The organism is Clostridium weizhouense (assembly GCF_019431045.1).
In the GTDB taxonomy this organism is placed as follows: domain Bacteria; phylum Bacillota; class Clostridia; order Clostridiales; family Clostridiaceae; genus Clostridium; species Clostridium weizhouense.
Genome location: NZ_JAHXPT010000005.1, coordinates 30,848 through 57,766, shown reverse-complemented (window position 1 = coordinate 57,766; position 26,919 = coordinate 30,848). Strand labels below are relative to the sequence as shown.

Annotated in this window: 22 protein-coding genes and 1 other annotated feature; of the genes, 16 read left to right on the top strand and 6 right to left on the bottom strand. The window is 27.4% G+C overall.

Features of this window, described 5'->3' with window-relative positions; all coding sequences use genetic code 11:
- Nucleotides 1-58 precede the first annotated feature (58 nt).
- Nucleotides 59-1,222 (top strand): iron-containing alcohol dehydrogenase, encoded by a 1,164-nt coding sequence (locus KYD98_RS08075; protein WP_219779106.1) that lies wholly within the window; start codon nt 59-61, stop codon nt 1,220-1,222.
- 93 nt (nt 1,223-1,315) lie between these two features.
- Here the strand turns inward: KYD98_RS08075 and KYD98_RS08070 are convergent, their stop codons facing one another.
- Nucleotides 1,316-1,717, bottom strand: a complete 402-nt coding sequence (locus tag KYD98_RS08070) for a GtrA family protein (RefSeq protein WP_219779105.1) — start codon at nt 1,715-1,717, stop codon at nt 1,316-1,318.
- Between the two features lie 11 nt (nt 1,718-1,728).
- Nucleotides 1,729-2,694 (bottom strand): glycosyltransferase family 2 protein, encoded by a 966-nt coding sequence (locus KYD98_RS08065; RefSeq protein WP_219779104.1) that lies wholly within the window; start codon nt 2,692-2,694, stop codon nt 1,729-1,731.
- A gap of 291 nt (nt 2,695-2,985) precedes the next feature.
- Between KYD98_RS08065 and KYD98_RS08060 the strand changes: the two genes are divergently transcribed.
- From KYD98_RS08060 to KYD98_RS08040, 5 genes are all read left to right on the top strand, one after another.
- On the top strand, nt 2,986-3,849 hold the full coding sequence (locus KYD98_RS08060; protein ID WP_219779103.1) for a S66 family peptidase: 864 nt from the start codon (nt 2,986-2,988) through the stop codon (nt 3,847-3,849).
- Nucleotides 3,850-3,934: 85 nt separating this feature from the next.
- Nucleotides 3,935-4,222: a binding site (T-box leader), on the top strand.
- A 162-nt stretch (nt 4,223-4,384) separates the two neighbouring features.
- Nucleotides 4,385-7,027, top strand: coding sequence for a valine--tRNA ligase (locus KYD98_RS08055; protein WP_219779102.1), 2,643 nt, complete (start codon nt 4,385-4,387; stop codon nt 7,025-7,027).
- A 273-nt stretch (nt 7,028-7,300) separates the two neighbouring features.
- The gene (locus KYD98_RS08050) at nt 7,301-7,621 is read left to right on the top strand and encodes a putative heavy metal-binding protein (RefSeq protein WP_219779101.1); all 321 of its coding nucleotides are present in this window, start codon (nt 7,301-7,303) and stop codon (nt 7,619-7,621) included.
- A gap of 213 nt (nt 7,622-7,834) precedes the next feature.
- On the top strand, nt 7,835-9,139 hold the full coding sequence (locus tag KYD98_RS08045) for a bifunctional folylpolyglutamate synthase/dihydrofolate synthase (RefSeq protein ID WP_219779100.1): 1,305 nt from the start codon (nt 7,835-7,837) through the stop codon (nt 9,137-9,139).
- An 80-nt stretch (nt 9,140-9,219) separates the two neighbouring features.
- A complete protein-coding gene (locus KYD98_RS08040; protein WP_219779099.1) occupies nt 9,220-11,199 on the top strand; it encodes an HIRAN domain-containing protein in 1,980 nt (659 codons plus the stop codon).
- Nucleotides 11,200-11,402: 203 nt separating this feature from the next.
- Here KYD98_RS08040 and KYD98_RS08035 read toward each other — a convergent pair whose 3' ends face one another.
- Entirely contained in the window at nt 11,403-11,648 is a 246-nt protein-coding gene (locus tag KYD98_RS08035) for a TIGR03905 family TSCPD domain-containing protein (RefSeq protein WP_219779098.1), read from the bottom strand.
- 189 nt (nt 11,649-11,837) lie between these two features.
- On the opposite strand from KYD98_RS08035, the gene KYD98_RS08030 reads away from it, so the two are divergent.
- Nucleotides 11,838-12,716, top strand: coding sequence for a YncE family protein (locus KYD98_RS08030; protein WP_219779097.1), 879 nt, complete (start codon nt 11,838-11,840; stop codon nt 12,714-12,716).
- On the opposite strand, the gene KYD98_RS08025 is transcribed toward KYD98_RS08030, so the two are convergent.
- Nucleotides 12,713-13,246, bottom strand: coding sequence for a DUF4364 family protein (locus tag KYD98_RS08025; RefSeq protein ID WP_219779096.1), 534 nt, complete (start codon nt 13,244-13,246; stop codon nt 12,713-12,715). The genes KYD98_RS08030 and KYD98_RS08025 overlap by 4 nt on opposite strands.
- Nucleotides 13,247-13,424: 178 nt before the next feature.
- On the opposite strand from KYD98_RS08025, the gene KYD98_RS08020 reads away from it, so the two are divergent.
- Entirely contained in the window at nt 13,425-14,195 is a 771-nt protein-coding gene (locus KYD98_RS08020; RefSeq protein WP_219779095.1) for a polysaccharide deacetylase family protein, read from the top strand.
- Nucleotides 14,196-14,284: 89 nt separating this feature from the next.
- The gene (locus tag KYD98_RS08015; RefSeq protein ID WP_219779094.1) at nt 14,285-14,935 is read left to right on the top strand and encodes a single-stranded DNA-binding protein; all 651 of its coding nucleotides are present in this window, start codon (nt 14,285-14,287) and stop codon (nt 14,933-14,935) included.
- Between the two features lie 94 nt (nt 14,936-15,029).
- Here KYD98_RS08015 and dapD read toward each other — a convergent pair whose 3' ends face one another.
- Complete coding sequence (dapD, locus tag KYD98_RS08010) at nt 15,030-15,740, bottom strand: 2,3,4,5-tetrahydropyridine-2,6-dicarboxylate N-acetyltransferase (protein ID WP_219779093.1); 711 nt, start codon at nt 15,738-15,740, stop codon at nt 15,030-15,032.
- A gap of 434 nt (nt 15,741-16,174) precedes the next feature.
- On the opposite strand from dapD, the gene KYD98_RS08005 reads away from it, so the two are divergent.
- The 7 genes from KYD98_RS08005 (at nt 16,175) to KYD98_RS07975 (ending at nt 26,058) form a co-directional block, all read left to right on the top strand.
- Nucleotides 16,175-17,308, top strand: coding sequence for a pyridoxal phosphate-dependent aminotransferase (locus tag KYD98_RS08005; protein WP_219779092.1), 1,134 nt, complete (start codon nt 16,175-16,177; stop codon nt 17,306-17,308).
- A gap of 488 nt (nt 17,309-17,796) precedes the next feature.
- Nucleotides 17,797-19,470 carry a peptide ABC transporter substrate-binding protein gene (locus tag KYD98_RS08000; RefSeq protein ID WP_219779091.1) on the top strand — a complete coding sequence of 558 codons (1,674 nt, stop codon included), beginning with the start codon at nt 17,797-17,799 and terminating at the stop codon, nt 19,468-19,470.
- A gap of 695 nt (nt 19,471-20,165) precedes the next feature.
- A complete protein-coding gene (locus tag KYD98_RS07995; RefSeq protein WP_219779090.1) occupies nt 20,166-21,092 on the top strand; it encodes an ABC transporter permease in 927 nt (308 codons plus the stop codon).
- A 19-nt stretch (nt 21,093-21,111) separates the two neighbouring features.
- Nucleotides 21,112-22,056, top strand: coding sequence for an ABC transporter permease (locus tag KYD98_RS07990; RefSeq protein ID WP_219779089.1), 945 nt, complete (start codon nt 21,112-21,114; stop codon nt 22,054-22,056).
- Nucleotides 22,057-22,067: 11 nt separating this feature from the next.
- Nucleotides 22,068-23,075, top strand: a complete 1,008-nt coding sequence (locus KYD98_RS07985; protein WP_219779088.1) for an ABC transporter ATP-binding protein — start codon at nt 22,068-22,070, stop codon at nt 23,073-23,075.
- Nucleotides 23,075-24,055, top strand: a complete 981-nt coding sequence (locus KYD98_RS07980) for an ABC transporter ATP-binding protein (RefSeq protein ID WP_219779087.1) — start codon at nt 23,075-23,077, stop codon at nt 24,053-24,055. The genes KYD98_RS07985 and KYD98_RS07980 overlap by 1 nt, the downstream gene beginning before the upstream one ends.
- Before the next feature lie 356 nt (nt 24,056-24,411).
- The gene (locus KYD98_RS07975) at nt 24,412-26,058 is read left to right on the top strand and encodes a peptide ABC transporter substrate-binding protein (protein ID WP_219779086.1); all 1,647 of its coding nucleotides are present in this window, start codon (nt 24,412-24,414) and stop codon (nt 26,056-26,058) included.
- A gap of 99 nt (nt 26,059-26,157) precedes the next feature.
- Here the strand turns inward: KYD98_RS07975 and dapB are convergent, their stop codons facing one another.
- Complete coding sequence (gene dapB / locus KYD98_RS07970) at nt 26,158-26,916, bottom strand: 4-hydroxy-tetrahydrodipicolinate reductase (protein ID WP_219779085.1); 759 nt, start codon at nt 26,914-26,916, stop codon at nt 26,158-26,160.
- Nucleotides 26,917-26,919 lie beyond the last annotated feature (3 nt).

Sequence of the window (26,919 nt, the reverse complement as noted above, 5' to 3'; positions counted from 1 at the left end):
GTGACTGTTAATATTTTGAAATATAACTATAATTAATATATATAAGGGGAGAAAAATTATGGAGAATTTTAATTATTCAATACCAACTAAAATTTATTTTGGAAAAGGACAAATAAAAAATTTAGGAAATGCTATAAAAGAATATGGAAGTAAAGTACTTATAGTTTATGGTGGAGGAAGTATAAAAAAGATAGGTTTATATAATCAGATAACAGAGATTTTAAATAATAATAATTTATCTTATGTAGAACTTTCAGGAATAGATCCAAACCCAAGAATAGAATCTGTTAGAGAAGGTATTAAGATTTGCAGAGATAATGATGTAGAAGTTGTTTTAGCTGTTGGTGGAGGAAGTACAATAGATTGTGCAAAAGTAATCGCAGCAGGAGTAAATTATCAGGGAGATGCTTGGGATATAGTGTTAAATTCAAGTAAAATAACAAAAGCTTTACCAATTATAACAATATTAACACTAGCAGCAACAGGGTCAGAGATGGATCCGTATGCAGTTATATCTGATATGAGTAAGAATGAAAAACTTGGAACAGGACATGATAAAATGAAACCTAAAGTTTCAATATTAGATCCAGAATATACTTATTCAGTACCTAAAAATCAAACAGCAGCAGGAACAGCTGATATAATGAGCCATATATTTGAAAGTTATTTTAATAATACAAAAGGTGCGTTTATTCAAGATAGAACAGCAGAAGGATTACTTAGAACTTGTATAAAATATGGTAAAATAGCTGTAGATTGTCCAAATGATTATGAGGCAAGAGCAAACTTAATGTGGACATCTAGTTTAGCTATAAATGGATTAATATCATATGGCACTAAAGGTGAATGGTCTGTTCATCCAATGGAGCATGAATTAAGTGCATTTTATGATATAACTCATGGAGTTGGTTTAGCGATATTAACTCCTCATTGGATGAGATATGTTTTAAGTGATAAAACAGTTGATAAGTTCGTAGAATATGGAGTGAATGTTTGGAATATAGATAAAAATTTAGATAAATATGAAATTGCAAACAAAGCAATAGATAAGACATCAGAATTCTTTAAAGAATTAGAAATACCTTCAACTTTAAGAGAAGTTGGAATAGGGGAAGAACATTTAGTAGAAATGTCTAAAAAAGCAGTAAATGGTGGATTGAAAAATGCATTTAAACATCTTACTTCAGAAGATGTGTTTAATATTTATAAATTAGCTCTTTAATATAATAGTGATACGAAAATAGGAACTTAATATTAAAAATAATGGACTATTTCAAATACATATAATTTTGAGATAGTCCATTTCATTTTATACTTATTTTTTTTTAAAGGCAAAGAATTTCATTAATATAAATGTAAAAGGAACACCTATTAATGCAGCTAAACCATAAGCTATAAGCTTATGAAGTCCCATTATATTAAATACTAATAATACAACTATATTTTGAATAATAAAATTTGGTATATATGATATTGCAAATTTTATAAATTTACTAAAATTAAGTCTTTCTTTGAAAGTTATAAAACTATTTAATAAATAAGATATAAATAATCCTGATATATATCCCAATATAAAGGCTATATTTTCATTTAAGAAATTTGAATATATGTAAGAAAAAATAACACCATTAAAAGTATTGATAATTCCTATTATTACAAACGTAATAAACTGTTTTGAGAAGAATGTATTTTTAAATTTTTGAATAAAATTAGTCATAATGTGTTCCTCTAAATATCAGATTTGTCAGTATCTATTAGCTTATCAGCAATAATAAATCTTGGTCTTTGTTTAGTTTCAGTATATATTTTACCGATATATTCTCCAATTATCCCTAAAGATAAAAGCTGTATTCCACCAAGTAGCCAAATAGAAAGTGTTAATGATGTCCATCCAGTTACTGTTTTTCCAAGAAACTTAACAACAAGAGAATAAATCAAAGCAATAAAACTAACGAAAAATATAAAAAATCCTAAACTAGTGATTATTCTTATAGGTTTTATACTAAAAGAAGTTATTCCATCTAAAGCAAAAGCAAGCATTTTTTTAAATGGATACTTGGATTCACCAGCAAATCTTTCATGACGTTCATATTCAACAACTGAAAATTTATAACCTATTAATGGAACTATTCCTCTAAGAAATAAATTAACTTCTTTAAATTGGCTTAAACCCTCTAAAGCTCGTTTGCTCATAAGCCTATAATCAGCATGGTTGTAAATAACATCAACACCAAGTGCATTCATAAATTTATAAAAACCTAAAGCAGTTGTTTTTTTGAAAAATGTATCTGTTTTTCTGGAAGATCTAACACCATAGACTACATCACTTCCACTATAATATTCTTCTACAAATTTATCAATGACTTCTATATCATCTTGTAAATCAGCGTCTAATGATATTGTAATATCAGCATATTCTTTAGCTGTCATAAGACCAGCAAGTAATGCATTTTGATGCCCCTTATTTCTTGAGAGAGTTATCCCGCTAAATATAGAATTTTGAGAATGTAACTCTTGAATTATATTCCTGGTTTTATCTTTCGAACCGTCATTAACAAAAAGTATTTTACTATTCCTAGATATAAGATTTTTATCTATCATAGTATTCATTTTTATTAATAATCTCTTTGCTGTTTCATGCAAAACAGCATCTTCATTATAACAAGGGATTACCAAGTACAGGCAATCATTCATATATATTACCTCCGATTTATTAATTACATTTAAATTATAGTTAGTTTTAAATTTAGTATATAATTTAATTATTATATAGACTAAAAATCTTCATCACATTATAATCCATAATATTGAAATTGTAAATATAACAATAATTAACTTAAGTTTTATTTGTACAAATAGAGAATTAAGTATTCTAGTTATTGTTTGAAAAATATCTTATAATTTATGTTATTATTATAAATTATAAAAAGCTTAAAAAAAGAAAAGCATTTAGAAAATAGATATTTAATAGAAGGAGAAAAATTAATGAAAATATTAAACTATGGAGATAATGTTGGAATTGTAGCTTGTTCTAATGGATTAGATAAAAGTTATGAATGCAAAATCGCTGAATTAGAAAATACATTAGATTTATTAGGACTTAAAGCTATATTTAGTGAAAAGTTATATAAAGAAAACTCTATATTTAATGGAACAGGTAGAGAAAAAGCAGATATATTAATAAATTTATTTAAAGATTCTAAGGTTAAAGCTATATTTGATGTATCTGGTGGAGATTTAGCTAATGAAGTTTTAGAATATTTAGATTATGAAGAAATAAAGAAAAATGCCAAACCTTTTTTCGGGTATAGTGATTTATCTGTTGTTATAAATTCGTTATATTATAAGAGTGGTATTGAAACTTATTTATATCAAATAAGAAATTTAATTGGAGATAATTCTGAAATTCAAATTAAGAATTTTAAAGAAACATTTATGGAAGATAAGAACAGTCTTTTTGATTTTAAATATGAATGGATACAAGGTAAATACCTAAATGGCATAGTAGTTGGAGGAAATATACGTTGTTTTTTAAAGCTTGCTGGAACAGAATACATTCCTAATTTTAAAGATAAGGTTTTATTATTAGAAAGTTTAAGTGGTGATGTAGCTAAGATGAGTACATATTTAACTCAGTATAAGCAGTTAGGTGTATTTAAAGAAATAACAGGGATAATATTAGGTGATTTTACAGAGATGGAAAATAAGAAATATACACCTAATATAATTGAATTAATACAGAAAATAGTAGATAATGTTAACATACCTATAGTAAAAACAAGTCAAATTGGGCATGGTTCAGATTCAAAGTGTATTATTATAGGAAAGAATATAGAATTAAAAAAATAAGAAATAAGATATAATCATTAAACTACTATTATTGACAAAAGATAATCGTTAATATATTATAAGATAAAGAAAATACAAATTAATAATAAAAGCAATGAAAAAGAGGAGTAAAAACTGAAAGTATTAAAGGAAACTAGCTTATTAAGTTTAGGAGTACTGTTCTTAGTACAATAAAGAACAATGTTAGAGAGAGGGAATAGGTGAAAGCCCTTATATGGAAGGTTTTGAAGGTAGCTTTTGAGCTTCTTTGGTGAAATAGTAGTAGCTAAAGACGGTTTGTCTAAATCGTTATTGAATTAAGAGCCTATAAATAGCATCATAGTTATATGCTAAAGTAGGAATAAAGGTGGTACCGCGAGTCTTCGTCCTTTTGTGGATTGAAGGCTTTTTTTATTTTTCAAAGAAAGCCATTGGTTTTCAACCACAATTGTTAATTGAGACATCTCATACCCACTTTATTCTCATTAAATTAAAAGGATACTTAGTTAGCAAAATACACAAACAAATGCTAATTGAAATAAAGGGAGGAACATAAATGTCAGAAATTAAAAACATATCAACAACATATGATCCAAAAGAATTTGAAGATAGGATTTATAAGAACTGGGAAGAAAAAAAATATTTTACACCAGTAATTGATAAAAAGAAGAAACCATATACAATAATTATGCCACCACCAAATATAACTGGTGAACTTCACTTAGGTCATGCTTTTGATGATACTCTTCAAGATATGCTTATTAGATTTAAGAGAATGCAAGGATACTGTGCTTTATGGTTACCAGGAGAAGATCATGCATCTATTGCAACAGAAGTTAAGGTTGCAAATGAATTAGCCAAACAAGGATATAACAAAAAAGAAATGGGAAGAGAAGCATTTCTTGAAAAAGTTTGGGAATGGAGTGATGATTATAGAGCAAGAATAAGAAATCAAGTGAAAAAACTTGGAGTTTCTGCTGACTTCACAAGAGAAGCATTTACAATGGATGAAAATTTAAGTGCAGCTGTAAAGCATGTATTTGTTAAGCTTTATAATGAAGGATTAATATATCAAGGAAACAGAATAACTAACTGGTGTACTCATTGTCAAACAGCACTTTCTGATGCTGAAATTGAATATGAAGAACAAGCGGGTCATTTCTGGCACATAAACTACCCATTAGCTGATGGTTCAGGATTTTTAGAAATTGCAACAACTAGACCAGAAACATTACTTGGAGATAGTGGTGTAGCTGTTAACCCTAACGATGAAAGATACAAACATCTTATAGGAAAAACTGTAATATTGCCACTTGTAAATAGAGAAATTCCTATAGTTGGGGATGACTATGTTGATTTAGAGTTTGGAACTGGTGCTGTTAAGATGACTCCAGCTCATGATCCTAATGACTTTGAAGTAGGTAAGAGACACAATCTTGAAATCATAAGAGTTATGGATGACAAGGGTATTATAAACGAAAAAGGTGGAAAATATAAAGGCTTAGATAGATATGAAGCTAGAAAAGCTATAGTTAAGGATTTAGAGGAAGCAGGACTTTTAGTTAAAATAAAAGATCACTCTCATAATGTTGGTACACATGATAGGTGTGGTACTACAGTAGAACCAATAATATCTAAACAATGGTATGTTAAGATGGAGTCTTTAGCAAAACCTGCTGTAGAAGTAGTTAAAGACGGAAAAACTAAATTTGTTCCAGAAAGATTTGATAAGACATACTTCAACTGGATGGAAAACATTCAAGATTGGTGTATTTCAAGACAATTATGGTGGGGACATAGAATACCAGTTTATTACTGTCAAGATTGTGGAGAAATGATGGTACTTGAAGAAGCACCAACTAAATGTTCTAAATGTGGATCTACTAATATAGAGCAAGATAATGATGTACTTGATACATGGTTCTCTTCAGCATTATGGCCTTTCTCAACATTAGGTTGGCCAAACAAAACTGAAGACTTAGAATATTTCTATCCTAATAATGTATTAGTTACTGGACATGATATAATCTTCTTCTGGGTTGCTAGAATGATATTCTCAGGACTTCATTGTATGGGAGAAACTCCATTTGATACTGTATTAATTCATGGACTTATAAGAGATTCTCAAGGTAGAAAGATGAGTAAATCTTTAGGTAATGGAGTTAATCCATTAGAAGTAATTGAAGAATATGGTGCTGATGCATTAAGATTCATGATTGCAACTGGTAATGCTCCAGGAAATGATATGAGATACTATCCTGAAAGAGTTGAAGCTTCAAGAAACTTTGCTAATAAAATTTGGAATGCTTCAAGATTTGTTATGATGAATCTTGATAAAGAAGTTATGAATAAATATAAAGATTGTAAAGAATATTCTTTAGCTGATAAATGGATATTATCACAAATGAATACTGTAGTTAAAGAAGTTACAGAAAATATGGAAAAATTTGAACTTGGAATTGCAATGCAAAAAGTTTATGATTTCATGTGGACTGAGTTCTGTGATTGGTATATAGAACTTGTTAAACCAGTATTCTATGGAGAAGACGAAAAAGCTAAAGGTATAGTTTATAATGTGTTAAATACTGTTTTAGTTACAGGATTAAAATTACTACATCCAGCAATGCCATTTATAACAGAAGAAATATTTACTCATTTAACAGATGAAGAAACAATAACAACATCTGCTTGGCCTGTATTTGAGGAAGCATTAGTAAATAAAGAAGCTGAAAATGATATGGCTTATGTAATTGAAGCTATTAAAGGATTAAGAAATGTAAGAGCTGAAATGAACGTACCACCATCAAGAAAAGCTAAAGTTATATGTTATATAGCAGAAGATGCAAAACAAGCATTTACAGCTGGTAAAGCATATATGGAAAAATTAGCATCAGCTTCAGAAGTTGAATTTATAGCTGATAAATCAATGGTTCCAGAAAATGCAGTATCACTAGTAGTTAAGGGTGGAGAATTATTTATGCCATTACTTGACCTTGTAGATAAGGATAAAGAGCTTGAAAGATTAAATAAAGAGCTTAAAAAGTTAGAAGGCGAAATTGATAGAATAGATAAAAAATTAGGAAATTCAGGTTTCGTTGCTAAAGCACCAGAAGCAGTTGTTAATGCTGAAAAAGAAAAAAGAGTAAAATATGTGGAAATGCTTGAAGCTGTTAAAGTTAGAATTGAAGCTTTAAATTAAAAATATAATAATAAAAGGTTGCACACATTATTTTAATGTTTGTGCAACCTTTTTATACATTTAAAAAAATAATCATATGCTGAACAATTATTCCTTCACTACATTTGGGAATGTTATATGGATAAAAAAATCGATGCTCCACAGACGCCTTAGCAATTTTTTTATATTAATATGATTTTATATTCTTAAGAATATATTATAATCATATTAATAATAAATTTAAAAGTATAGGTTAATATTAAAGAAAGAATGTATATACAAGGAGGAGTGAAAATGATTGTAACAACAACACCATCTATAGAAGGTAAAAAAATTATAGAATACAAAGGAGTTGTATTTGGAGAGGTTATTTCAGGGGTTAATTTTATAAAAGATTTTGCAGCAGGATTATCTAACTTTTTTGGTGGACGTTCTAATACTTATGAAGATGAATTAATTCAAGCGAGACAAAATGCTATGAAAGAAATGGAGACGAGAGCATCTCAAATGGGTGCTAATGCAATTGTAGGAGTAGATATTGATTATGAAGTATTAGGTTCTGATAATGGAATGCTTATGGTGACAGCTTCAGGAACTGCTGTTTATTATGAGTAAAAATCTATAATTATTGAAATTTAATAAATTGATATAGTTAAGATCTTATAAATAATTACTTGAATTTAAAAGTGGAAAGGTTAGTATAATGAAAAATTTTTAATAACTTTAATTAAAACATTTAATTATTATCTTTCCACGTCATATTAATAAATGTTCAATATATGTTAGTATAGATAAATTTAATAGATAATTAAAGGGGAAGTAAATAAAATGAATTATAATGAAGCAATGAATTATTTAAGTAGTGTGGGCAGATTTGGTTCAAATTATGGATTGAAAAGAACATACAGATTACTAGAAATATTAGGAGAGCCACAGAAAAAATTAAAGTTAGTACATATAGCAGGGACAAATGGAAAAGGATCTACTACTGCTATGATAACTAATATGTTGATGGGGCTTGGATATAGGGTTGGAATGTATACTTCTCCTTATTTAGAAGAGTTTGAAGAGAGAATTCAAATAAATGGAGTAAATATTAAAAAGGATTCACTAGCTAAACTTATGAGTGTTGTAAAAGAAGCAGTAGATCAAGTTATAGAAGAAGGCTATGAACATCCTACTGAATTTGAAATATTAACTTCACTTATGTATTTGTATTATTATGAAGAGAAAGTGGATTATGCAGTTATTGAAGTGGGTCTTGGAGGAGAATTAGATTCAACTAATGTAATAATACCAGTAGTTAGTGTTATTACATCAATTAGTATGGATCATATGAATATATTAGGAAACAGTTTAGGTGAGATTGCTACACAAAAAGCAGGGATAATAAAGGAAAATATTCCGGTTATAGTATATCCTCAAAAAGAAGAAGCCAAAAATGCTATATTAAATAAAGCAAAACAATTAAATTCAAAAGTATATGAAGTATTCAAAGATAGTGGAAGATTTATTAGAATGATTTCAGAGGAAAAAGTTTATCAAGAGGTAGAAGTTACAGGCTTAAGAAATAAATATAAAGTTAAATTACCACTTATAGGAGAACATCAAATTTTGAATTTAAGTGTGGCTTTAACTACAATAGAGGTATTATGTGAAAGAGAAAAGATCAATTTAGATAAAATACTAATTGAAAAATCTATTGAAAATGTAATATGGAAAGGAAGATTAGAGGTATTAAGAACTAATCCATTACTATTAATAGATGGGGCTCATAATATAGATGGAATAAAAATGCTTAGAAAAAACATTGAAAAATATTTTAAATATAATAAGTTATATTTATTATTAGGGGTTCTTGCAGATAAACAAGTTGAAGAGATGATTAAAGAAATAACACCACTAGCATATAAAGTTTATGCATTAACGCCTCATAGTGAAAGAGCAGAATTAAGTGAGGAATTAAAAAAAGAAATATTAAAATATAATAAAAATACTATAGCATTAGAAGATTATGAAGAAGCATATAAATCAGTATTAAATGAAGCAAGCAATGATGATATGATTTTGATAAGTGGATCATTATACATGGTAGGAGATATGAGAAAAATAATAAATAATATGATAAACTAATAGCAGAAATAATATACTGTAGAAAAATAGTTACATTAATAATGTGTGGTATTACTTTAAATAAAGGGGATGAGAAGTGTATGTGTAACATTAATGTTGATAATTTAATAGAGAGTAGAGAATCTATCTATAAAGAATTAGAAGAGTTTTATTATAAAAATCTAGGTATACCCTATAGTTATCAAGATTTTCAAGTAGCAGGACTTAATGAATTTAATGTAGCTTTTAATAAAATAAAACCATTAGAAATTTATGATCAAATTAGACTAGCTAATGAACTTATAAATAACTTATTAAGTTATAATAGAGATAATAAAAAAGAGGTTTTAGAAAATATTAAAGGGTATCTTACACTTAATCCTATAATTAATTATTATAATGCATTTTTAAGAAATTTTAGAGCTATTTATGAAGAAAATGAGGATTATAAAGAAAATCTAATTAATATTATTGAGTCGCTACTTTATGAAGGGGATGTAAGTGAAGAAATAAAACTTTCATTGATAATGCAGTGTGTTATTAAATTAGATAAAACTGATAAGATTTTAAAGGTACTTTCAATTAATAATGAGTATATATTTTATATAATTAAAGTATATGAATCTATGAAAAATTCTAATAAGAATATATTTAAGTTAGCTAAAAAATCAAATGGATATGCTAAAGCAGTTTGTGTACAGGCGCTTCAACCATCAAATAATGATATAAAAGAGTGGTTGATACAAGAATCACTTGAAGATAATTTAGGAGATATAGAATGTTTACCATATACAATATTAGCATTAGATATATTAAAATATTTAAAATCTGGAAAGGTTAATACTGATAATTTACAATCAATGTCAAAGTGGATTAGTCTATTGTTTTCTGAATATAGTATAGACAGTATTAATGATGGTTTAGAAATATGTATTGAATTTTTAAAAAATGTTGATGAACATGCTAGAGATATATATAGCTTATATGCAACAACATCAATTGTATATGCAATTGATTCATTTATTTTAGATGAATATGAAATTTATGATACAGAAGATATATATTCGTTAAGTCCACAATATAAAAATATAATAACGCTTGCAAATCGAATATATAAGAAGAGTTCATGGAGAGATATCATTTTGGATGAAATAGGAAACATAGAATTAGACACTGAAATAATAATAAGTTCATTAGAAAAAACTAATATTAGGCTCAAAAAAAGAGAATTTGAACTTCTTATAAAAAGAGATAATACTAATCCTAACTTATATAGATATGCATTTGAAAGAGGAAGTAAAGCTATAAAACAAATTGCTATAAAATTAGCTTATGAAAAATTAGAATTTAAAAATATTTTAAATATAAATAAAAACATAAAATTAGATGAGTTGAGTATTGAGCAAATTAATCATATTTGTTTTTATTTTTTAGTAAAGGGTATAAAATATGAAGAATTTCCTGAAAAGTATAAAAAGATAAATTTAGCTGCGTTGAAAGCATCTTTAATTGAAACACGTACTCAAGCTATTAGAAATTTAACTTTAATTAAGGAAAATTTTGATTTAAATGATATAAATATTGTAGAGGAAGCAATTATAAATGAAAAAATTGCAAGTTTGAAAACTTATTTAAAATCTTTAATAGGTAGAAGCTATCAAAAGAAAAAGGAATATGTTATTACAGAAGATGTAAAGATAATACCCCATGTAAAAGATATATATATAATATCTACTGAAATATCAGGAATTAGATATGTTGATTTATCAGAGGTATATGATGTTTTAAGAGAGGGTCAGATAGTATATTTAAATAGAGAAAAAGAGAATATCTACGATGAAAATGCTATACAAATAGTAACATCGAAAGGATATGTTATAGGGTATGTACCACAAAATAATAATTTGATTTTAAAAAATTTAATTGACAATGGAAAATATTTATATGGAATAATTAATAAGTTAAGTTATAATTATGAAGATATTAAGATTAATGTTTATTTAAGTTACAAAGATGTAATAAATGAAATAACAACAACATTATCATTGTTGTCAAATAGAGATACTGAATATATACAATGATAGTTAATACTCGTAATAGTTATAATCCTTACAGGATAGCAGATAATACTGTGTATAATGATTTTTAACCCTCAGTTGAGAAGATTCTCACCTGAGGGTTAAAAATTTGTTTATAATAAAATATAAGTCAAATTTAAAAAATAATAGATAAGTATAATCATCTTTTTAATATATTATTATATATTAAATCGAATATTTCTATGTTATTTTGATTTCCATTCTATTAAAGCTTTGGCTAATTGATCTGGGCAAGATGTATCTTTAGTATTACATTTTATTCCTAACAATTTATTGATGGCTGTATCTACATCCATTCCTTTTACTAAGGCACCAATACCTAAAAGATTTCCAGCACAACCTCCTATAAAATCGACAGATTGTATTTTATTATTTTCTATTTCAATATTAATAACTGATGAACAAACACCTTTAGTTTTATAAGAAAACATTTTTAAAATTCTCCTTTCGTTTTAAGCATTTTAATAAATAGTAAAATGTGTTAATTAATTATAGGAACATATTTATTATAGTAGGATTTTGTCAATAAATAAAGATATCACAGAAAATTATTTGTACCAATAATGTGCTTTAAGAATATATTATAATACAAAGATGATTATCCAAGAGGAGAGAGGAAAATGAAGTCAATTATTGTATGTAATACTGGATCAGATACTTTAAATAAAATCGGTGTTAAAACTTTAAATGTTGAAACTCTAAATTTATCTCTTGGGGAATCAAGAGTTGGTCCTCATGGGCTATCAATATATTCAAATAAACTTTTTGTAGCAAATAATTATAGTAATACTATATCTTTAATAAATATGGATATGTTTAAAGAAGAAAGAAATTTTTATATAGGTTCTCATCCTAATGATTTAGCTGTGTATAATGAAAGATTATATGCTTTATGTGGGGAATCTAATTCACTTCTTGTATATGATTTAATTAATAATAAAGTTAATTTTGAATTACCTACAGGTATATTTCCACATAGCATAAGTTTATTTAATGAAGGCAATAATGTATTTATAAGTAATATGGGTGAGGATAGTATATCTGTAATTGATTGTATAGAGAATAAAGAAATAACCAAAATAAGATGTGGAAAATATCCTGCAAAGATAGTTATATCAAAAGATAAAAAATATTTATATGTATGTGAAAGTCATGTAGGTCATAATACAAATGGAAGTATATCAATAATATCATTAAAGAATCTTACAATACAAAAAAGAATTAAGGTTGGAGTTTCTCCGGTTGATTTGTGGGAAGAAAATGGATATGTTTATGTATCTAATTTATTAGAAGGAAGTATTAGCATAGTTAATTTAAATAAAGCTATAGAAGAAAGAAAAATATTTGTTGGAGGAATGCCAAGAGGAATTATTAAAGTTGGTGAATGTATTTTTATTGGGGATTATTTAAATGGACAATTAAAGTTAATTAATTTAAAAGAAAAAAGTATAAAAACCATAGCAATAGGATCTGAACCTAATGCTATGATTTTAATTTAATGATCTTCATTAAACAACATATTTATTATATTTGTGTATATATCTGACGGATTTTCTTTCCATTTATTGCAAAGAATTACAGCTTGGTTTTTTGATGGAACTGTTAATTTTAGTTCCATAAGTAAACTTTGATTTTCTAGGGCTCTTAAATCAACTATAAAATTATCACTACTATCTAATGTATAATCACTATGTATAGTAAGCTCTTTTTTTATAAGTTCTAATTTGTCTTTTATATAATTATCTATAATAGAAATTTTTGAAGGGGATATTCTGTCTTTAAACAATGAAAGAACAGTATCTCCTTTTTTTGTCAAATATAGTAACTGTTTATCATTAATTTTCTTATAAATAACAAAATCTGAACTCTCTAATTCACATAAATATTGTTGAAGTGTGAAGTAATTGATGAAATTATTTTCAAGAATTATTTCGGTAAATTGAGTGTTAGATATTGGGTCTTTTATTGATTTTAATATATATAGCATTAATAATTTATTTTCTGCTAATTCCGATGAACTTTCGTACATAAACTACCCCCATAATTATTGAAATAACACTTTTATTATAACATAAAATATTGTTTATGGAATATATTTAATATTAATAAATAGCTAAAATAATACAAATAAACTTTAGTATATTATTAGTATTTTTTTTGCTATGTAGTAAGTCAAACAATTATATTAGGAGGAGATGTAAAAAAAGTTGAAATGGAGAAAATATAGAATATTTCTGGATTTAGTTCTTATTATTTGTTTAATGCTCATGTCATTTAGTATAAATCAAAATATTCAAACTACATCTGGAAAGATAGAGGATAATCCAATATATTCTGTAAAATGTGAAGATAAATCTATTGGCTTAACATTTGATATAAATTGGGCGGAAAAAGATAATCTTCAAAGCATATTAAAAATATTAGATAAATATAATGTAAAAGGAACATTCTTTATAATGGGAGGGTGGGTTAATTATAGTAGTGAAAATGTTGAAAAATTAAAATCTATAAAGGAAGGGGGACATGAAATAGGTAGTCATAGTTATAAGCATCCTAACTTTTCTAAAATAAGTGAGAGTAGAATAGAAGAAGAACTTAAAAAAACAGATGAAATTATTGAAAAATATATAGGAGAAAAGCCAAAACTTTTTAGATTTCCAAGTGGAGATTATAATAAACAGTCTCTTAAAAAAGTAAAAAGCTTAGGTTATATTCCTATACAATGGAATGTGGACTCTGTTGATTGGAAAGAATTAGGACAAGAAGTTGAGTATAAACGTGTAATGAAAGGTGTGACACCTGGATCAATATTACTTTTCCATAATAATGCAAAATATACTCCTGCAAATTTAGAAAGAATTATAAATGAGCTTAAAGTACAAGAATATAAGTTTAAAACAGTAGGAGAACTTATATATTTTGAAGATTATTATATTGATGAAAATGGAATTCAACATAAAAATAATAATAAAGATTGAAAATAAACCAGTAATTGTATTATAATGGTAATAAGTGCTAGTGGGAGTACTATTTACTAAATTTATTTACGGTGGAGAGAGGGGTAACAATGGATAATTTAATGTTAAATAACAAAATTTACCTTGAAGGTAAAGTGGCATCTGAATTAGAATTCAGCCATGAAATGTATGGAGAGGGGTTTTATACTTTTGATTTAGATGTGATGAGACTAAGTGATTCGGTTGATAGACTAAATATAACCGTTTCAGAAAGACTAATTAGTAATATACAATTAGAGATTGGATCAGATATAATTGTGGAAGGACAATTGAGATCTTATAATAAGTTTGTCGATGGATCCAATAAACTAATACTTACAGTTTTTGCGCGTAATATTGAGGAATGTTTAGAAAGAAGTAAGAATCCTAATGAAATATTCTTAGATGGATATATTTGCAAAGAACCTATTTATAGGACAACACCATTTGGTAGAGAAATTGCTGATGTATTACTTGCGGTAAATAGAGCATATAATAAATCAGATTATATTCCAACAATTGCATGGGGTAGAAATTCTAGATTTTGTCAAACATTAAATGTTGGTGATAATATAAGAGTATGGGGAAGAGTGCAAAGTAGAGAATACCAAAAGAAGGTTTCAGACACAGAAAGTGTTAAGAAAATTGCTTATGAAGTATCAATATCTAAAATGGAAAAGGTTGAAGGTGAAAATTCTTCAAATGAAGAAGGTGCAGTTTAGAAATTAGTTAAGATAAGTTTATAAACTATCTCGATATTATAAAATAAAAATAGGATTTCATATTATGAAATCCTATTTTTATTTATGTAAGAAATTATTTTCTTAAATCATCTAAAAGTTGAGTTTTTCCTTTTGTTTTTTCATCAACTGATTTTATAACTTTAGCAGGAGAACCAGCCACAACCATTCCTTCAGCTACATCTTCAGCCACAACTGAACCAGCAGCTACAACGGCACCAGCACCAATTTTAACTCCTTCCAAAATTACAGAATTAGCTCCGATTAAAACATTATCTTCTATAATACAAGGTTCTTTACTAGGTGGTTCTAAAACGCCAGCAACAACAGCGCCAGCACCAAGATGAACATTTTTACCAAGCTTACCACGAGCACCTACTACAGCATTCATATCAACCATAGTACCCTCACCAATTTCAGCACCTATATTAATTACAGCGCCCATCATTACTACAGCATTTTTACCAATAGTAACCTTATCTCTAATTACAGCGCCAGGTTCTATTCTTGCTTCAACTTCTAATAAATCAAGCATAGGAATAGCAGAATTTCTTCTATCATTTTCTATTCTAAAATGTTTGATAAGATGTTTATTATCTAATATTATTTTAGTAATAGCATCAGATTCTCCTATTAATATGTAAAAGCTATTAGCACCATACCATTCTATATTATCCATTGAAGCATTACTTAAGTCTCCATTAACATATACTTTAACTGGTGTTGATTTTTTTGATTCTTTAATAAATCTAGCGATTTCATAAGGATCAGTTAGATTATAAGACATTGTATCACCCTTTCATTATTTACAATTAATTTAATTATAATAAAAATATAAAATAAATAAAAGAGTAAAAACATATAAGTTTGAAAAAATTTGTTTATTGATATAAATTTTAGAATATTTATAAAAGGTATTGATTAACAGTAGATTAAGGAACTTAAATGGAAAATTTATAAACTATATGCTTTTAACCACATATAGTTAATTAAAACATATATATAAATAGTTTGAATGAGATATATTAATAATGTAGAATAGTCTTATAAAAAAGTTCTACTTAAATATTATTTATTGATTGAATTGGGAAAACAGGATATGAAATATTAGTAAAACAATATAGTTTTTAAGAAAATAAATTCGTATATAATTTTGGGGATATCATTTATATAAGTGATATAATATGTGAAATAAAACTTAAGAAGGAGATATAAAAAAATATGAATAAAAGAGTAAAAAATGTACAAATTTCAGGAATAAGAAGATTCTATGAAAAAGTCCAAAAAGTTGAAGGTGCAATATCCTTAACACTTGGTCAACCAGATTTTAATGTACCTGAGAATATAAAAAAATCAATGATTAAAGCAATTGAGGAAAATAAAACTACATATACATCAAATGCAGGAATTGAAGAGTTACGAGAGGAAATAAGTAAATACTTAAGAACATGTAGCATTAATTATAATAAAGATGAAATTTGCATAACAGTAGGGGGAAGTGAGGGCTTATATGTAATATTATCTGCTCTTATAAATGAAGAAGATAAGATTTTAATTCCATCACCTGCTTATCCAGCATATGAAAGTATATCAAATATATTAGGAGGAACTGTAGTAAATTATTCTTTAAATGAAGATTTTACATTAAATATAAATGAGATTAAGAAAAAAATAGATGAACAGAATATTAAGTATTTACTTCTTTCTTTTCCATCAAACCCAACAGGTGCTATATTATCTAAAGAACAAAGAGATGATTTAATAAGTTTAATAAAAGAAAATGATATTATTGTAATTACAGATGAAATGTATTCAGCAATAATATTTGATGAATATTATTCAGTAGCTCAAAGTGAAGAGGTAAAAGAAAAAATTATATATGTAAGTGGCTTCTCAAAAATATTCTCAATGACAGGTCTTAGAGTAGGATATTTTGCATGTAGTAACAAACTTATGAAAGAGTTAATAAAAGTACATCAATATGCAGTATCATGTGCAACATCAATATCTCAATGGGGAGCTTTAGAAGGACTGAAAAGTTGTCTTGGAGATGTTGAAAAAATGAAAAATACTTTTGAAAAAAGAAAGAATTATTGTATTAAAAGATTAAATGAAATTGGAATAGATGTAGTAGATCCAAAAGGTGCTTTTTATATTTTTCCATCAATAAAAAAGTTTAATATGTCTTCAGAAGAATTTTGTACTAGATTATTAAAAGAAGGAAAAGTTGCTTGTGTACCAGGAAGTGCATTTGGAGATTTTGGGGAAGGTTATATGAGAATATCCTATTGCTACTCAGGTGATATACTAACAGAAGCTTTTAATAGATTAGAAAATTTTATAAAAACATTATAGTATATTTTGTATTAAATATTTATATATATAGATATTTAATACATTTTTTTTATCTATTTAGGGAATTCTATAAATAATAGTTTGAGAAGTGAAAAATTAAATATAAAAATGAATAAAGTTTTAAAAATACAAATTATTATATAGAAAATTATTAAACTCCTAATTGATAGATATAGGAAAAACAATAAATTCTTAGTAGATTTTGTAATAGTTTTTTAATAAAAAAATATAAAACTGAATAAAAAAATAAGAAAAATAAACCAATTTTAAAATAAATTATAATAAATTAAGTGTTTTTTAATAAATTGTTATTATTAATGTGTTAAATAATGCATTTATAATAAATGATTTATTTGACAAAAGTCTAAAATATTATATAATTTAATAAATATTAACTATTAAAAATTAAAAAATGATATTAATAATTTTTGGGGGTTCAAAATAAAGAAGATTATTATGTCAGTTAAATAAAAAGGAGGCTAATAATAATGAAAAAAAGTAAGCTTAAAAAGCTATGTGCTACAACTTTAGCATTGAGTTTAGGAATGTCAGTTTTAGCTGGATGTGGTGGAGCAACAAAAAAAACAGCGGAAAAAGATGGAAAAATTCTTACTTATAATCTAAATGCTGATCCTAAAACTTTAGATCCTGCATTAAATAATGCAGTGGATGGAGGAATAGTTCTTGTAAATGCTTTTGAGGGACTATGCAAATTAGATGAGAATGATAAAGCAATTCCAGGAGTAGCAGAAAAATGGGATGTTTCTCAAGATGGAACAGTTTATACATTCCATTTAAGAGATAGCAAATGGTCAAATGGAGAGGCAGTTACAGCAGGAGATTTTGAATACGCTTGGAAGAGAGTAATAAATCCTAAGACCGCAGCTGAGTATGCATATCAAATGTCATATGTAAAGGGTGCCGATGAATTCAATCAAACAAAAGATATTAATGGAGATGGTAAAATAGATACTATAGATGATATTGGAGTTAAAGCTATAGATGATAAGACATTAGAGGTTACTTTGAAAGAACCATGTTCATATTTCTTAGAATTAACAGCTTTTCCATGTTATTTTCCAGTAAATAAACAATTAGTTGAAGGAAATGCTCAATGGGCTAATAATGCTGAAACATATGTTTCAAATGGACCGTTTAAAATTACAAAATATGCTATAAAAGACCAAATAGTATTAGATAAAAATGAAAATTATTATGATAAGGATAAAGTTAAACTAGATAAAGTTGATATGAAGCTTGTTACTGAAGAAACATCAGCTTGGGCAAGTTACCAATCAGGACAATTCGATATGGTAGATGTTGTACCGTTATCAGAAGTTCAAACAGCAGTTAAGGATGGGACAGCTAAAATATTTGATCAATTAGGAACATATTTCTATTGTGTTAATGTTTCTGAAAAGGCTAAATCAATAAATCCAGAAGCTGCAAAAGTTTTATCTGATGTAAAGGTAAGAAAAGCGTTAGCACTTGCTATAGATAGACCATCATTAGTTAAAAATGTAACTAAAGCTGAACAAATACCAGCTTATAGCTTTGTTCCAGAAGGAATTAAAGGAAAAGATGAAAAAGATTTTGCAGGAAAGAAATATTTTAAACCAGAAGGAGATATTGAAGAAGCTAAAAAATTATTAGCTGAAGCAGGTTATCCAAATGGAGAAGGGTTCCCTTCAATAGTATTAAGTTTTAATCCTGAAAGTGGTCATGGAACAATTGCTCAAGCAGTTCAAGATATGTGGAAAAATAATTTAGGAATAAATATTGAGCTTCAAAGTCAAGAATGGAAAGTATTCCAAAAAACAAGAGATAATAAGGAATATCTAATAGCAAGACATGCATGGATTGGAGATTATGTAGATCCAATGACATTCTTAGAAATGTGGATTAGTACTTCAGGACAAAATAATGCAGGATATAATAATCCTAAATATGATGAGTTGATTAAATCAGCAAAGACAGAACAAGATCCTACAAAGAGATTTGATTTAATGCATCAAGCAGAAGATGTATTAATGGAAGATATGCCAATAATTCCTGTATACTATTATACTAATCCAAAAGGTATAAAGGATTATGTTAAAGATGTTAGAGTATCTCCATTAGGATTTATATACTTTGATAAAGCATATATAGAAGGAAAGTAAGTTATTTCTAAATTGCTTCAATAGAATATATAGAGTTAATTCTCTATATATTCGAAGCGATTTTTTTATTTATATAAATGTATAGTTAGAAGTTATATACATAATAGATTTTCTATATAGTTTCTAAATTATAATTGTGAGTTTAGTATTTTATAAATAGTTTAAGAGTTATATTAATGAACAAATTTTATTAGAACTTATATATTAGATATTATACATAAAGTATAGTGAAGAAATAACAAATCTATTATGTAGATAGAGTATTACTTTGTTATTGTTAAATATTGAAAGTATAATTTTTAACGATATATATATCCTTTTATGGAAAATATAAATAAATCAACAACTTATATCGATAAAAAAGTTGTTGATTATGAATTGAAATGTGATAAAATTAATAAAAATTTAGTTAATTTAGGTATTGATTCAAAATATAGTAAGAAAATAAATTTAATTTAATTAATATATCAATTAAATTTAGAAAAAAATAAATAATTAATAATAAGAAATACATTTGTAGTTGAGAGAAATACACAGTTTAAGAGGTATTGTTGTAGATGGTTTTCATTATTATATTGTTAAATAAAGAGCCTTCTAGGTTCTAATTTATTGACAAAGTTTAATATTATTATATAATTATTAAATAAATAGAATAAAAAATAAATTTTAAAATTTATAATAAGGGAGAGAGAAAAATGCTGAAATATATTGGGAAAAGATTGTTAGCAAGTATATTAACAATATGGGTTGTCATAACATTAACATTTTTTCTAATGAGACTTATGCCTGGTGGTCCATTTGATAGTGATAAATTAACACCTGAAATTAGAGCTAATATGGAAGCAAAATATGGAATGGACAAGTCATTAGGAGAACAATATACAATGTATATGAAAAATCTACTAAAAGGAGATTTAGGTGAGTCCATGACTTTTAAAGGAAGAAGGGTATCAGATACAATATCTTATTCATTTCCAGCATCAGCAAAGATTGGTTTAGTAAGTGTGGCTTCATCAGTCCTTGTTGGAGTAGGGTTAGGAATTGTTGCTGCACTTAAAAAGGGTAAATGGGCAGATTCACTTATTATGCTTTTAGTAACTTTAGGTATAACTATACCAAGTTTTGTAATAGGAGCTGTTTTAATATACTTCTTAACTGTAGAGTTAGGGTTATTACCAGCAACAGGATTTAGTAGTTGGAAGCACTATATTATGCCTGTTATAGCTTTATCATTAGGATCAATGGCTTTTATTACAAGACTTACAAGAAACAAGTTATTAGATGTTCTAAAGTCTGATTATATAAGAACAGCAAAGGCTAAAGGGCTAAGTAAAGGCACTGTTATATTAAAACATGGATTAAGAAATTCATTAATTCCAATAGTTACATATATTGGGCCTTTAATAGCAAGTATTTTGACAGGGAGTTTCGTTGTAGAAAAGATATTTGCTATTCCAGGATTAGGTAATGAGTTTGTTCAATCAGTTACTAATAGAGATTATACTATGCTACTTGGAGTTACAGTATTCTATTGTACAATGTTAATAATGTTTAATTTTTTAGTAGACATTATGTATGTAGTAATTGATCCAAGAATAAAATTAGAAGATGTAGAAGTTTAGAAAGAAGGGGAGAGAAGATATGGAACAAGAAATGAGTTTAGAAAAGGAACTATTTACTCCTCTAACTGAAGAAGAAAAAAAGGTCGATGTGGTTATAAGACCTAGTATTGGTTATTGGAAAGATGCATGGAATAGATTAAAAAGTAATAAGATGGCATTAATATCATTAATAGCAATAATATTAATTATAGGAGCAGCAGGTATAGTCCCATGGGTATCAAGCTTTAATTATTCGGAAACAAGATTAGAGTTAGCTAATTTAAAACCTTCATCAGAACATTGGTTTGGAACAGACCAGTTAGGAAGAGATATATTTGTAAGAGTATTTTTTGGCGCTAGATATTCTTTAAAAATTGGTATAGCAGCAGCATTTATTAATTTATTTATCGGAGTATTATATGGTGGAATATCAGGATTTTTGGGCGGAAAAGTTGATAATATAATGATGAGAATAGTTGATGTTTTATATTCTATTCCATTAACTATATATGTAATAATTTTAATGGCTATTTTAAATAAACCAGGAAGTGGTGGAAGTGGTCTTTCTACAATAATAATAGCTCTTTCTATTTCTTATTGGATTGGAATGGCTAGAATAGTAAGAGGAGATGTACTTCAATTAAAGCAACAAGAATTTGTTCTTGCAGCTAAAGCACTTGGAGCTTCAAATACTAGAATATTAATTAGACATTTAATACCAAACTGTATTGGATCTATAATGGTTACAATGACATTATTAATACCACAAGCTATCTTTACAGAAGCATTTTTAAGCTTTATAGGATTAGGTCTTATTCCACCTAAAGCATCATTAGGTACTTTAGCTAATGAAGCAATGAAAGCTATTTATCAATATCCTTATCAATTGTTATTCCCAGCAGTGGCAATTTGTTTGATTATATTGGCATTTAATCTTTTTGGTGATGGATTAAGCGATGCATTAGATCCTAAGAACAAGAGATAGGAGGAAGAAGGATGGAAAAGTTATTAGAAGTAAAAGATTTAAGAACTTCCTTTAAAACTAATGTAGGTGAAGTACATGCGGTAAGAGGTGTATCTTTTTATTTAGATAAAGGAGAAGCTTTAGGAATAGTAGGAGAATCTGGTTGTGGTAAAAGTGTTACCATGATGTCTATTATGAGATTATTAGCTGACAACGGAAAACTTGTTGGCGGAGAAATACATTTTGATGGAAAAGATATTTCTAACGTAAAAGAAAAAGAAATGGAAAGTATTAGAGGAAATGATATAGGAATGATATTCCAAGATCCTATGACATCCTTAAATCCAGTTTATACAATTGGAGATCAATTAATTGAACCTTTATTAAAACATAGATCAATGAGTAGATCAGAAGCAAAAAAACAAGCGATTGAAATGTTGAATTTAGTTGGTATACCAAGTCCAGAAAAAAGAATGAAACAATATCCTCATGAATTTTCAGGTGGTATGAGACAAAGAGCAATGATTGCTATGAGCTTAATTTGTAAGCCAAAGCTTATTATAGCGGATGAACCAACAACAGCATTAGACGTAACAATTCAAGCACAAATTTTAGATTTAATGAAAGATTTAAAAGATAAACTTAATACTTCAATTATATTAATAACTCATGATTTAGGAGTTGTTGCAGATTTATGTAGTAGAATAAATGTAATGTATGGCGGAATAGTAGTAGAAACTGGTTCTACTGAAGATATATTCTACAGAGGAAGACATCCATATACTTGGGGACTATTAAGAAGTGTACCAAATCCAAAAGAAAATAAAAAAGAAAAACTTAAACCTATAGAAGGTCAACCACCAGATTTATTAAAACCACCAGTAGGGTGTCCGTTTGCTGCTAGGTGTGAATATGCAATGAAAATTTGCCTTCAAAAACAACCTCCACACTTTGAAGTAGGAGAGAATCATAAAGTTGCGTGTTGGTTATGTCATGAAAATGCACCAACGGTTGAATCACCTATAAGGAGGGAAAGATAGTGGAAAATAAGAATGAAGTAATTTTAGAAGTAAAAGATTTGTGTAAATATTTTCCGGTTAATAAAGGTTTATTTAAGGGTAAAAGCTATGTTAAAGCTGTAGATAGAGTTTCTTTTACAATAAATAAAGGTGAAACATTAGGTTTAGTAGGAGAATCAGGTTGCGGTAAGACAACAACAGGAAGAACTATATTAAAACTGTATAATCCTACGTCAGGTAAAATAGTATTTAAAGGAAAAGATATAACTAATTATTCAATTAAAGAAATGGTTCCTTTAAGAAAAGAATTACAAATGATATTCCAAGATCCATATGCTTCATTAAATCCAAGAATGACCGTTGGAGATATAATTGGAGAGGCTATAGATGTTCATAATTTATATAAAGGTGAAAAAAGAACTGAAAGAATTAGAAGTCTTTTATCAAAGGTTGGTCTTGCAAGTGATCATATAAATAGATATCCACATGAGTTTTCAGGTGGTCAAAGACAAAGAATAGGTATTGCAAGAGCGTTAGCAGTTCAACCATCTTTAATAGTATGTGATGAACCGATATCAGCACTTGATGTTTCAATTCAAGCTCAGGTTATAAATATGCTTGAAGAACTTCAAGAAGAATTAGGATTAACATATTTATTTATTGCTCATGATCTTTCAATGGTTAAACATATATCAACACATATTGGAGTTATGTATTTAGGAAGAATGGTGGAAAAAGGGGAAAGTAATGTTGTTTATTCTGAAGGTTTGCATCCATATACGCAAGCTCTTTTATCAGCAGTACCTATACCTGATCCGAATATAGCAAAAAATAATAATAGAATAATATTAGAAGGAGATATTCCGTCTCCAATAGATCCACCACCGGGATGTAGATTCCAAGGTAGATGTAGATATGCAAAACCTATTTGCAGAGAAGTTGATCCTGAATTAAAAGAAGTTAAACCAGGACATTTTGTAGCATGTCATTTATATGATTAATTTATATTTTTTTACGTTATAAAATTATATTTAGAGATTTCTAAGTTTTATGAATATATAAGACTTAGAAATCGTATCTATAAAAGATAGGAATTTTTAAGTTATTTATAAAAATATAAAGAGATATATAGCTATTAGATAAAAAATATTTAGTTTTATGCAACCGTTGTCTATGGTTTGTTTGGGTTGTGTATTTTTAATTGAAATTAGAAATCATTATCCGATAGAAAGCAATTATAATGCTTATATTAATATAATTATGACTGCTGTAGATGCTAATCATTAGATGTGATTATGTGTTAAAATTACTAAATATTATAAAATAAACTATATTTATAATTTAAGGGGGAAAAATAATGAAAGTAAGTAAACTTAAGAAGTTATGTGCTATGTCTTTAGCATTGACTTTAGGAGTTTCAGTTTTGACAGGATGTGGAGGTGGATCATCTAAATCTTCATCTGGACAAGTTTTAACTTATAACTTAAATGCAGATCCAAAAACTTTAGATCCAGCATTAACTTCTGCTATTGATAGTGGAACGATTATAGTGAATGCATTTGAAGGTTTATACAAATTAGATGAGAATAATAAACCAGTTCCAGGTGTAGCCGAAAAATGTGATATTTCAGAAGATGGAATAGTTTATACTTTTCACTTAAAAGATAATCTTAAGTGGTCAAATGGAGATTCAATTACTGCAAACGATTTTGAATATGCTTGGAAGAGAGTATTAAATCCAGAAACTGCTTCTGAATATGCATTTCAAATGTCATATATAAAAGGCGCAGAAGCTTATAATCAAAGTAAGGGTAGTTTAGAGGATGTTGCTATAAAAGCACTTGATGATAAGACTTTACAAGTAACATTAGCTGCACCATGTGCTTATTTCTTAGAATTAACAGCATTTCCATGCTATTTACCTGTAGATAAAAAAGTTGTTGAATCAAATCCGCAATGGGCTTTAAATGCTGAAACTTATATTTCTAATGGTCCTTTTAAAATGACCAAATATGGAATGAAAGATGAAATAGTTTTAGAGAAGAATGAAAATTATTATAATGCATCAAATGTAAAACTTGATAAAGTAGATGTAAAACTTGTTACAGAAGATACATCAGCTTGGGCAAGTTTTAAAAGCGGAACTTTTGATATGGTAGATATTGTGCCAACATCAGAAATTGAAGGCGCTTTAGCTGATGGTACAGGGAAAAAATTCCCGTTATTAGGAACAGGATTCTATGTAATAAATGTTTCTGATACAGTAAATTCAATTGATCCTAATGCAACAAAAGTATTACAAGACAAGAGAGTTAGAAAGGCATTGAATCTTGCGATTGATAGACCATCTATAATAAAAAATATACTAAAAGGTGGTCAATCCCCAGCAACTGGATTTGTAGCAGCAGGAATTAAAGATTCAGATGGAAAAGATTTTGCTGAAAAACAATACTTTAAACCAGAAGGTGATGTAGAAGAAGCTAAGAAATTATTAGCTGAAGCTGGATACCCAAATGGAGAAGGATTCCCAACACTTGTAGCACTTATTAATCCAACTAATCCAAATGGTGATATTGCTCAAGCGCTTCAAGATATGTGGAAGACTAATTTAGGAATAGATATTCAACTTCAAAGTCAAGAATGGAAAGTATTCCAAACTACAAGAACTGCAAAACAATATGAAATAGGATTCCATTCATGGGTCGGGGATTATGTAGACCCAATGACATTCTTAGATATGTGGGAAAGTACATCGGGACAAAATTGTGCTGGATATAATAATCCTGAATATGATAAGTTAATAAGAACTGCTAAAGTTGAAACAGATCAAAATAAGAGATCTGAAATATTACATCAAGCAGAAGATATATTAATGGATGATATGCCAGTAATTCCATTAAATTATCAAGTAAAAGTTAAAGGCATAAAAGACTATGTAAAAGGTGTTAGTGTATCACCATTAGGTTTTATATACTTTGATAAGGCATATATAGAAGGAAAATAGTAATTATACAAAATAGACCTAGCTTTAGGTCTATTTTTTTATAATTAAATAGGAGACTTTTTAAGCCTCCTATTTAAAGAATGTTAATATCCTTTAAGTTTATTTAGTTATACCTATAACATCATCCATGTTATATAGACCTGGGTCAGATATAGTGCCCATATATTCACAAGCTTTTAAAGCACCGATTGCAAACACTTCTCTTGATATAGCTTTATGAGATAGCTCTATTACTTCGCCACTTCCGGCAAATATAACATCATGATCTCCAACTATAGAACCACCTCTAATGGCATGAATTCCAATTTCATTTTCTTTTCTCTTAGATGAACCAGAACGTCCATATACAAATGTGGTTTCTTCTATTATAGATTCTTTTATTGTATCAGCTAGTAATACAGCAGTACCACTAGGAGAATCAACTTTTTGGTTATGATGTTTTTCAATTATTTCAATATCATAATTACCATAAAGAAGTGGTGTTACTTTTCTTAATAAAGAATTTATTAGGTTAACTCCAAGAGACATATTAGCCGAACGAAATAAAGGTAAAGTTTTACTTTTTTCATCTATTAATGCTAAATCTTCATCTGAAAAACCAGTTGAACATATAACTAAAGGTTTTTTTGTTTTTTCAGTTAAACTTATTAAACCTTGCAAAGCATCAGCTCTTGAAAAATCTAGTAAAACATCATAGTCTATATTCAACTCTTCTGTATTTTTATATATAGGATAAGAAGTTTCAGAAGAAAAATTATCTATTCCACCAATTATTTCTAAATTTTTAAATTTAGTTGTACATTCAGTAATAACTTTTCCCATTTTTCCTGAACAACCATTTAATACTATTCTAATCATTTT

Coding starts and splice junctions, on each gene's coding strand:
- KYD98_RS08075 (WP_219779106.1), top strand. CDS start 59: ATGGAGAATTTTAATTATTCAATACCAACTAAAATTTATTTTGGAAAA.
- KYD98_RS08070 (WP_219779105.1), bottom strand. CDS start 1,717: ATGACTAATTTTATTCAAAAATTTAAAAATACATTCTTCTCAAAACAG.
- KYD98_RS08065 (WP_219779104.1), bottom strand. CDS start 2,694: ATGAATGATTGCCTGTACTTGGTAATCCCTTGTTATAATGAAGATGCT.
- KYD98_RS08060 (WP_219779103.1), top strand. CDS start 2,986: ATGAAAATATTAAACTATGGAGATAATGTTGGAATTGTAGCTTGTTCT.
- KYD98_RS08055 (WP_219779102.1), top strand. CDS start 4,385: ATGTCAGAAATTAAAAACATATCAACAACATATGATCCAAAAGAATTT.
- KYD98_RS08050 (WP_219779101.1), top strand. CDS start 7,301: ATGATTGTAACAACAACACCATCTATAGAAGGTAAAAAAATTATAGAA.
- KYD98_RS08045 (WP_219779100.1), top strand. CDS start 7,835: ATGAATTATAATGAAGCAATGAATTATTTAAGTAGTGTGGGCAGATTT.
- KYD98_RS08040 (WP_219779099.1), top strand. CDS start 9,220: ATGTGTAACATTAATGTTGATAATTTAATAGAGAGTAGAGAATCTATC.
- KYD98_RS08035 (WP_219779098.1), bottom strand. CDS start 11,648: ATGTTTTCTTATAAAACTAAAGGTGTTTGTTCATCAGTTATTAATATT.
- KYD98_RS08030 (WP_219779097.1), top strand. CDS start 11,838: ATGAAGTCAATTATTGTATGTAATACTGGATCAGATACTTTAAATAAA.
- KYD98_RS08025 (WP_219779096.1), bottom strand. CDS start 13,246: ATGTACGAAAGTTCATCGGAATTAGCAGAAAATAAATTATTAATGCTA.
- KYD98_RS08015 (WP_219779094.1), top strand. CDS start 14,285: ATGGATAATTTAATGTTAAATAACAAAATTTACCTTGAAGGTAAAGTG.
- dapD (WP_219779093.1), bottom strand. CDS start 15,740: ATGTCTTATAATCTAACTGATCCTTATGAAATCGCTAGATTTATTAAA.
- KYD98_RS08005 (WP_219779092.1), top strand. CDS start 16,175: ATGAATAAAAGAGTAAAAAATGTACAAATTTCAGGAATAAGAAGATTC.
- KYD98_RS08000 (WP_219779091.1), top strand. CDS start 17,797: ATGAAAAAAAGTAAGCTTAAAAAGCTATGTGCTACAACTTTAGCATTG.
- KYD98_RS07995 (WP_219779090.1), top strand. CDS start 20,166: ATGCTGAAATATATTGGGAAAAGATTGTTAGCAAGTATATTAACAATA.
- KYD98_RS07990 (WP_219779089.1), top strand. CDS start 21,112: ATGGAACAAGAAATGAGTTTAGAAAAGGAACTATTTACTCCTCTAACT.
- KYD98_RS07985 (WP_219779088.1), top strand. CDS start 22,068: ATGGAAAAGTTATTAGAAGTAAAAGATTTAAGAACTTCCTTTAAAACT.
- KYD98_RS07975 (WP_219779086.1), top strand. CDS start 24,412: ATGAAAGTAAGTAAACTTAAGAAGTTATGTGCTATGTCTTTAGCATTG.
- dapB (WP_219779085.1), bottom strand. CDS start 26,916: ATGATTAGAATAGTATTAAATGGTTGTTCAGGAAAAATGGGAAAAGTT.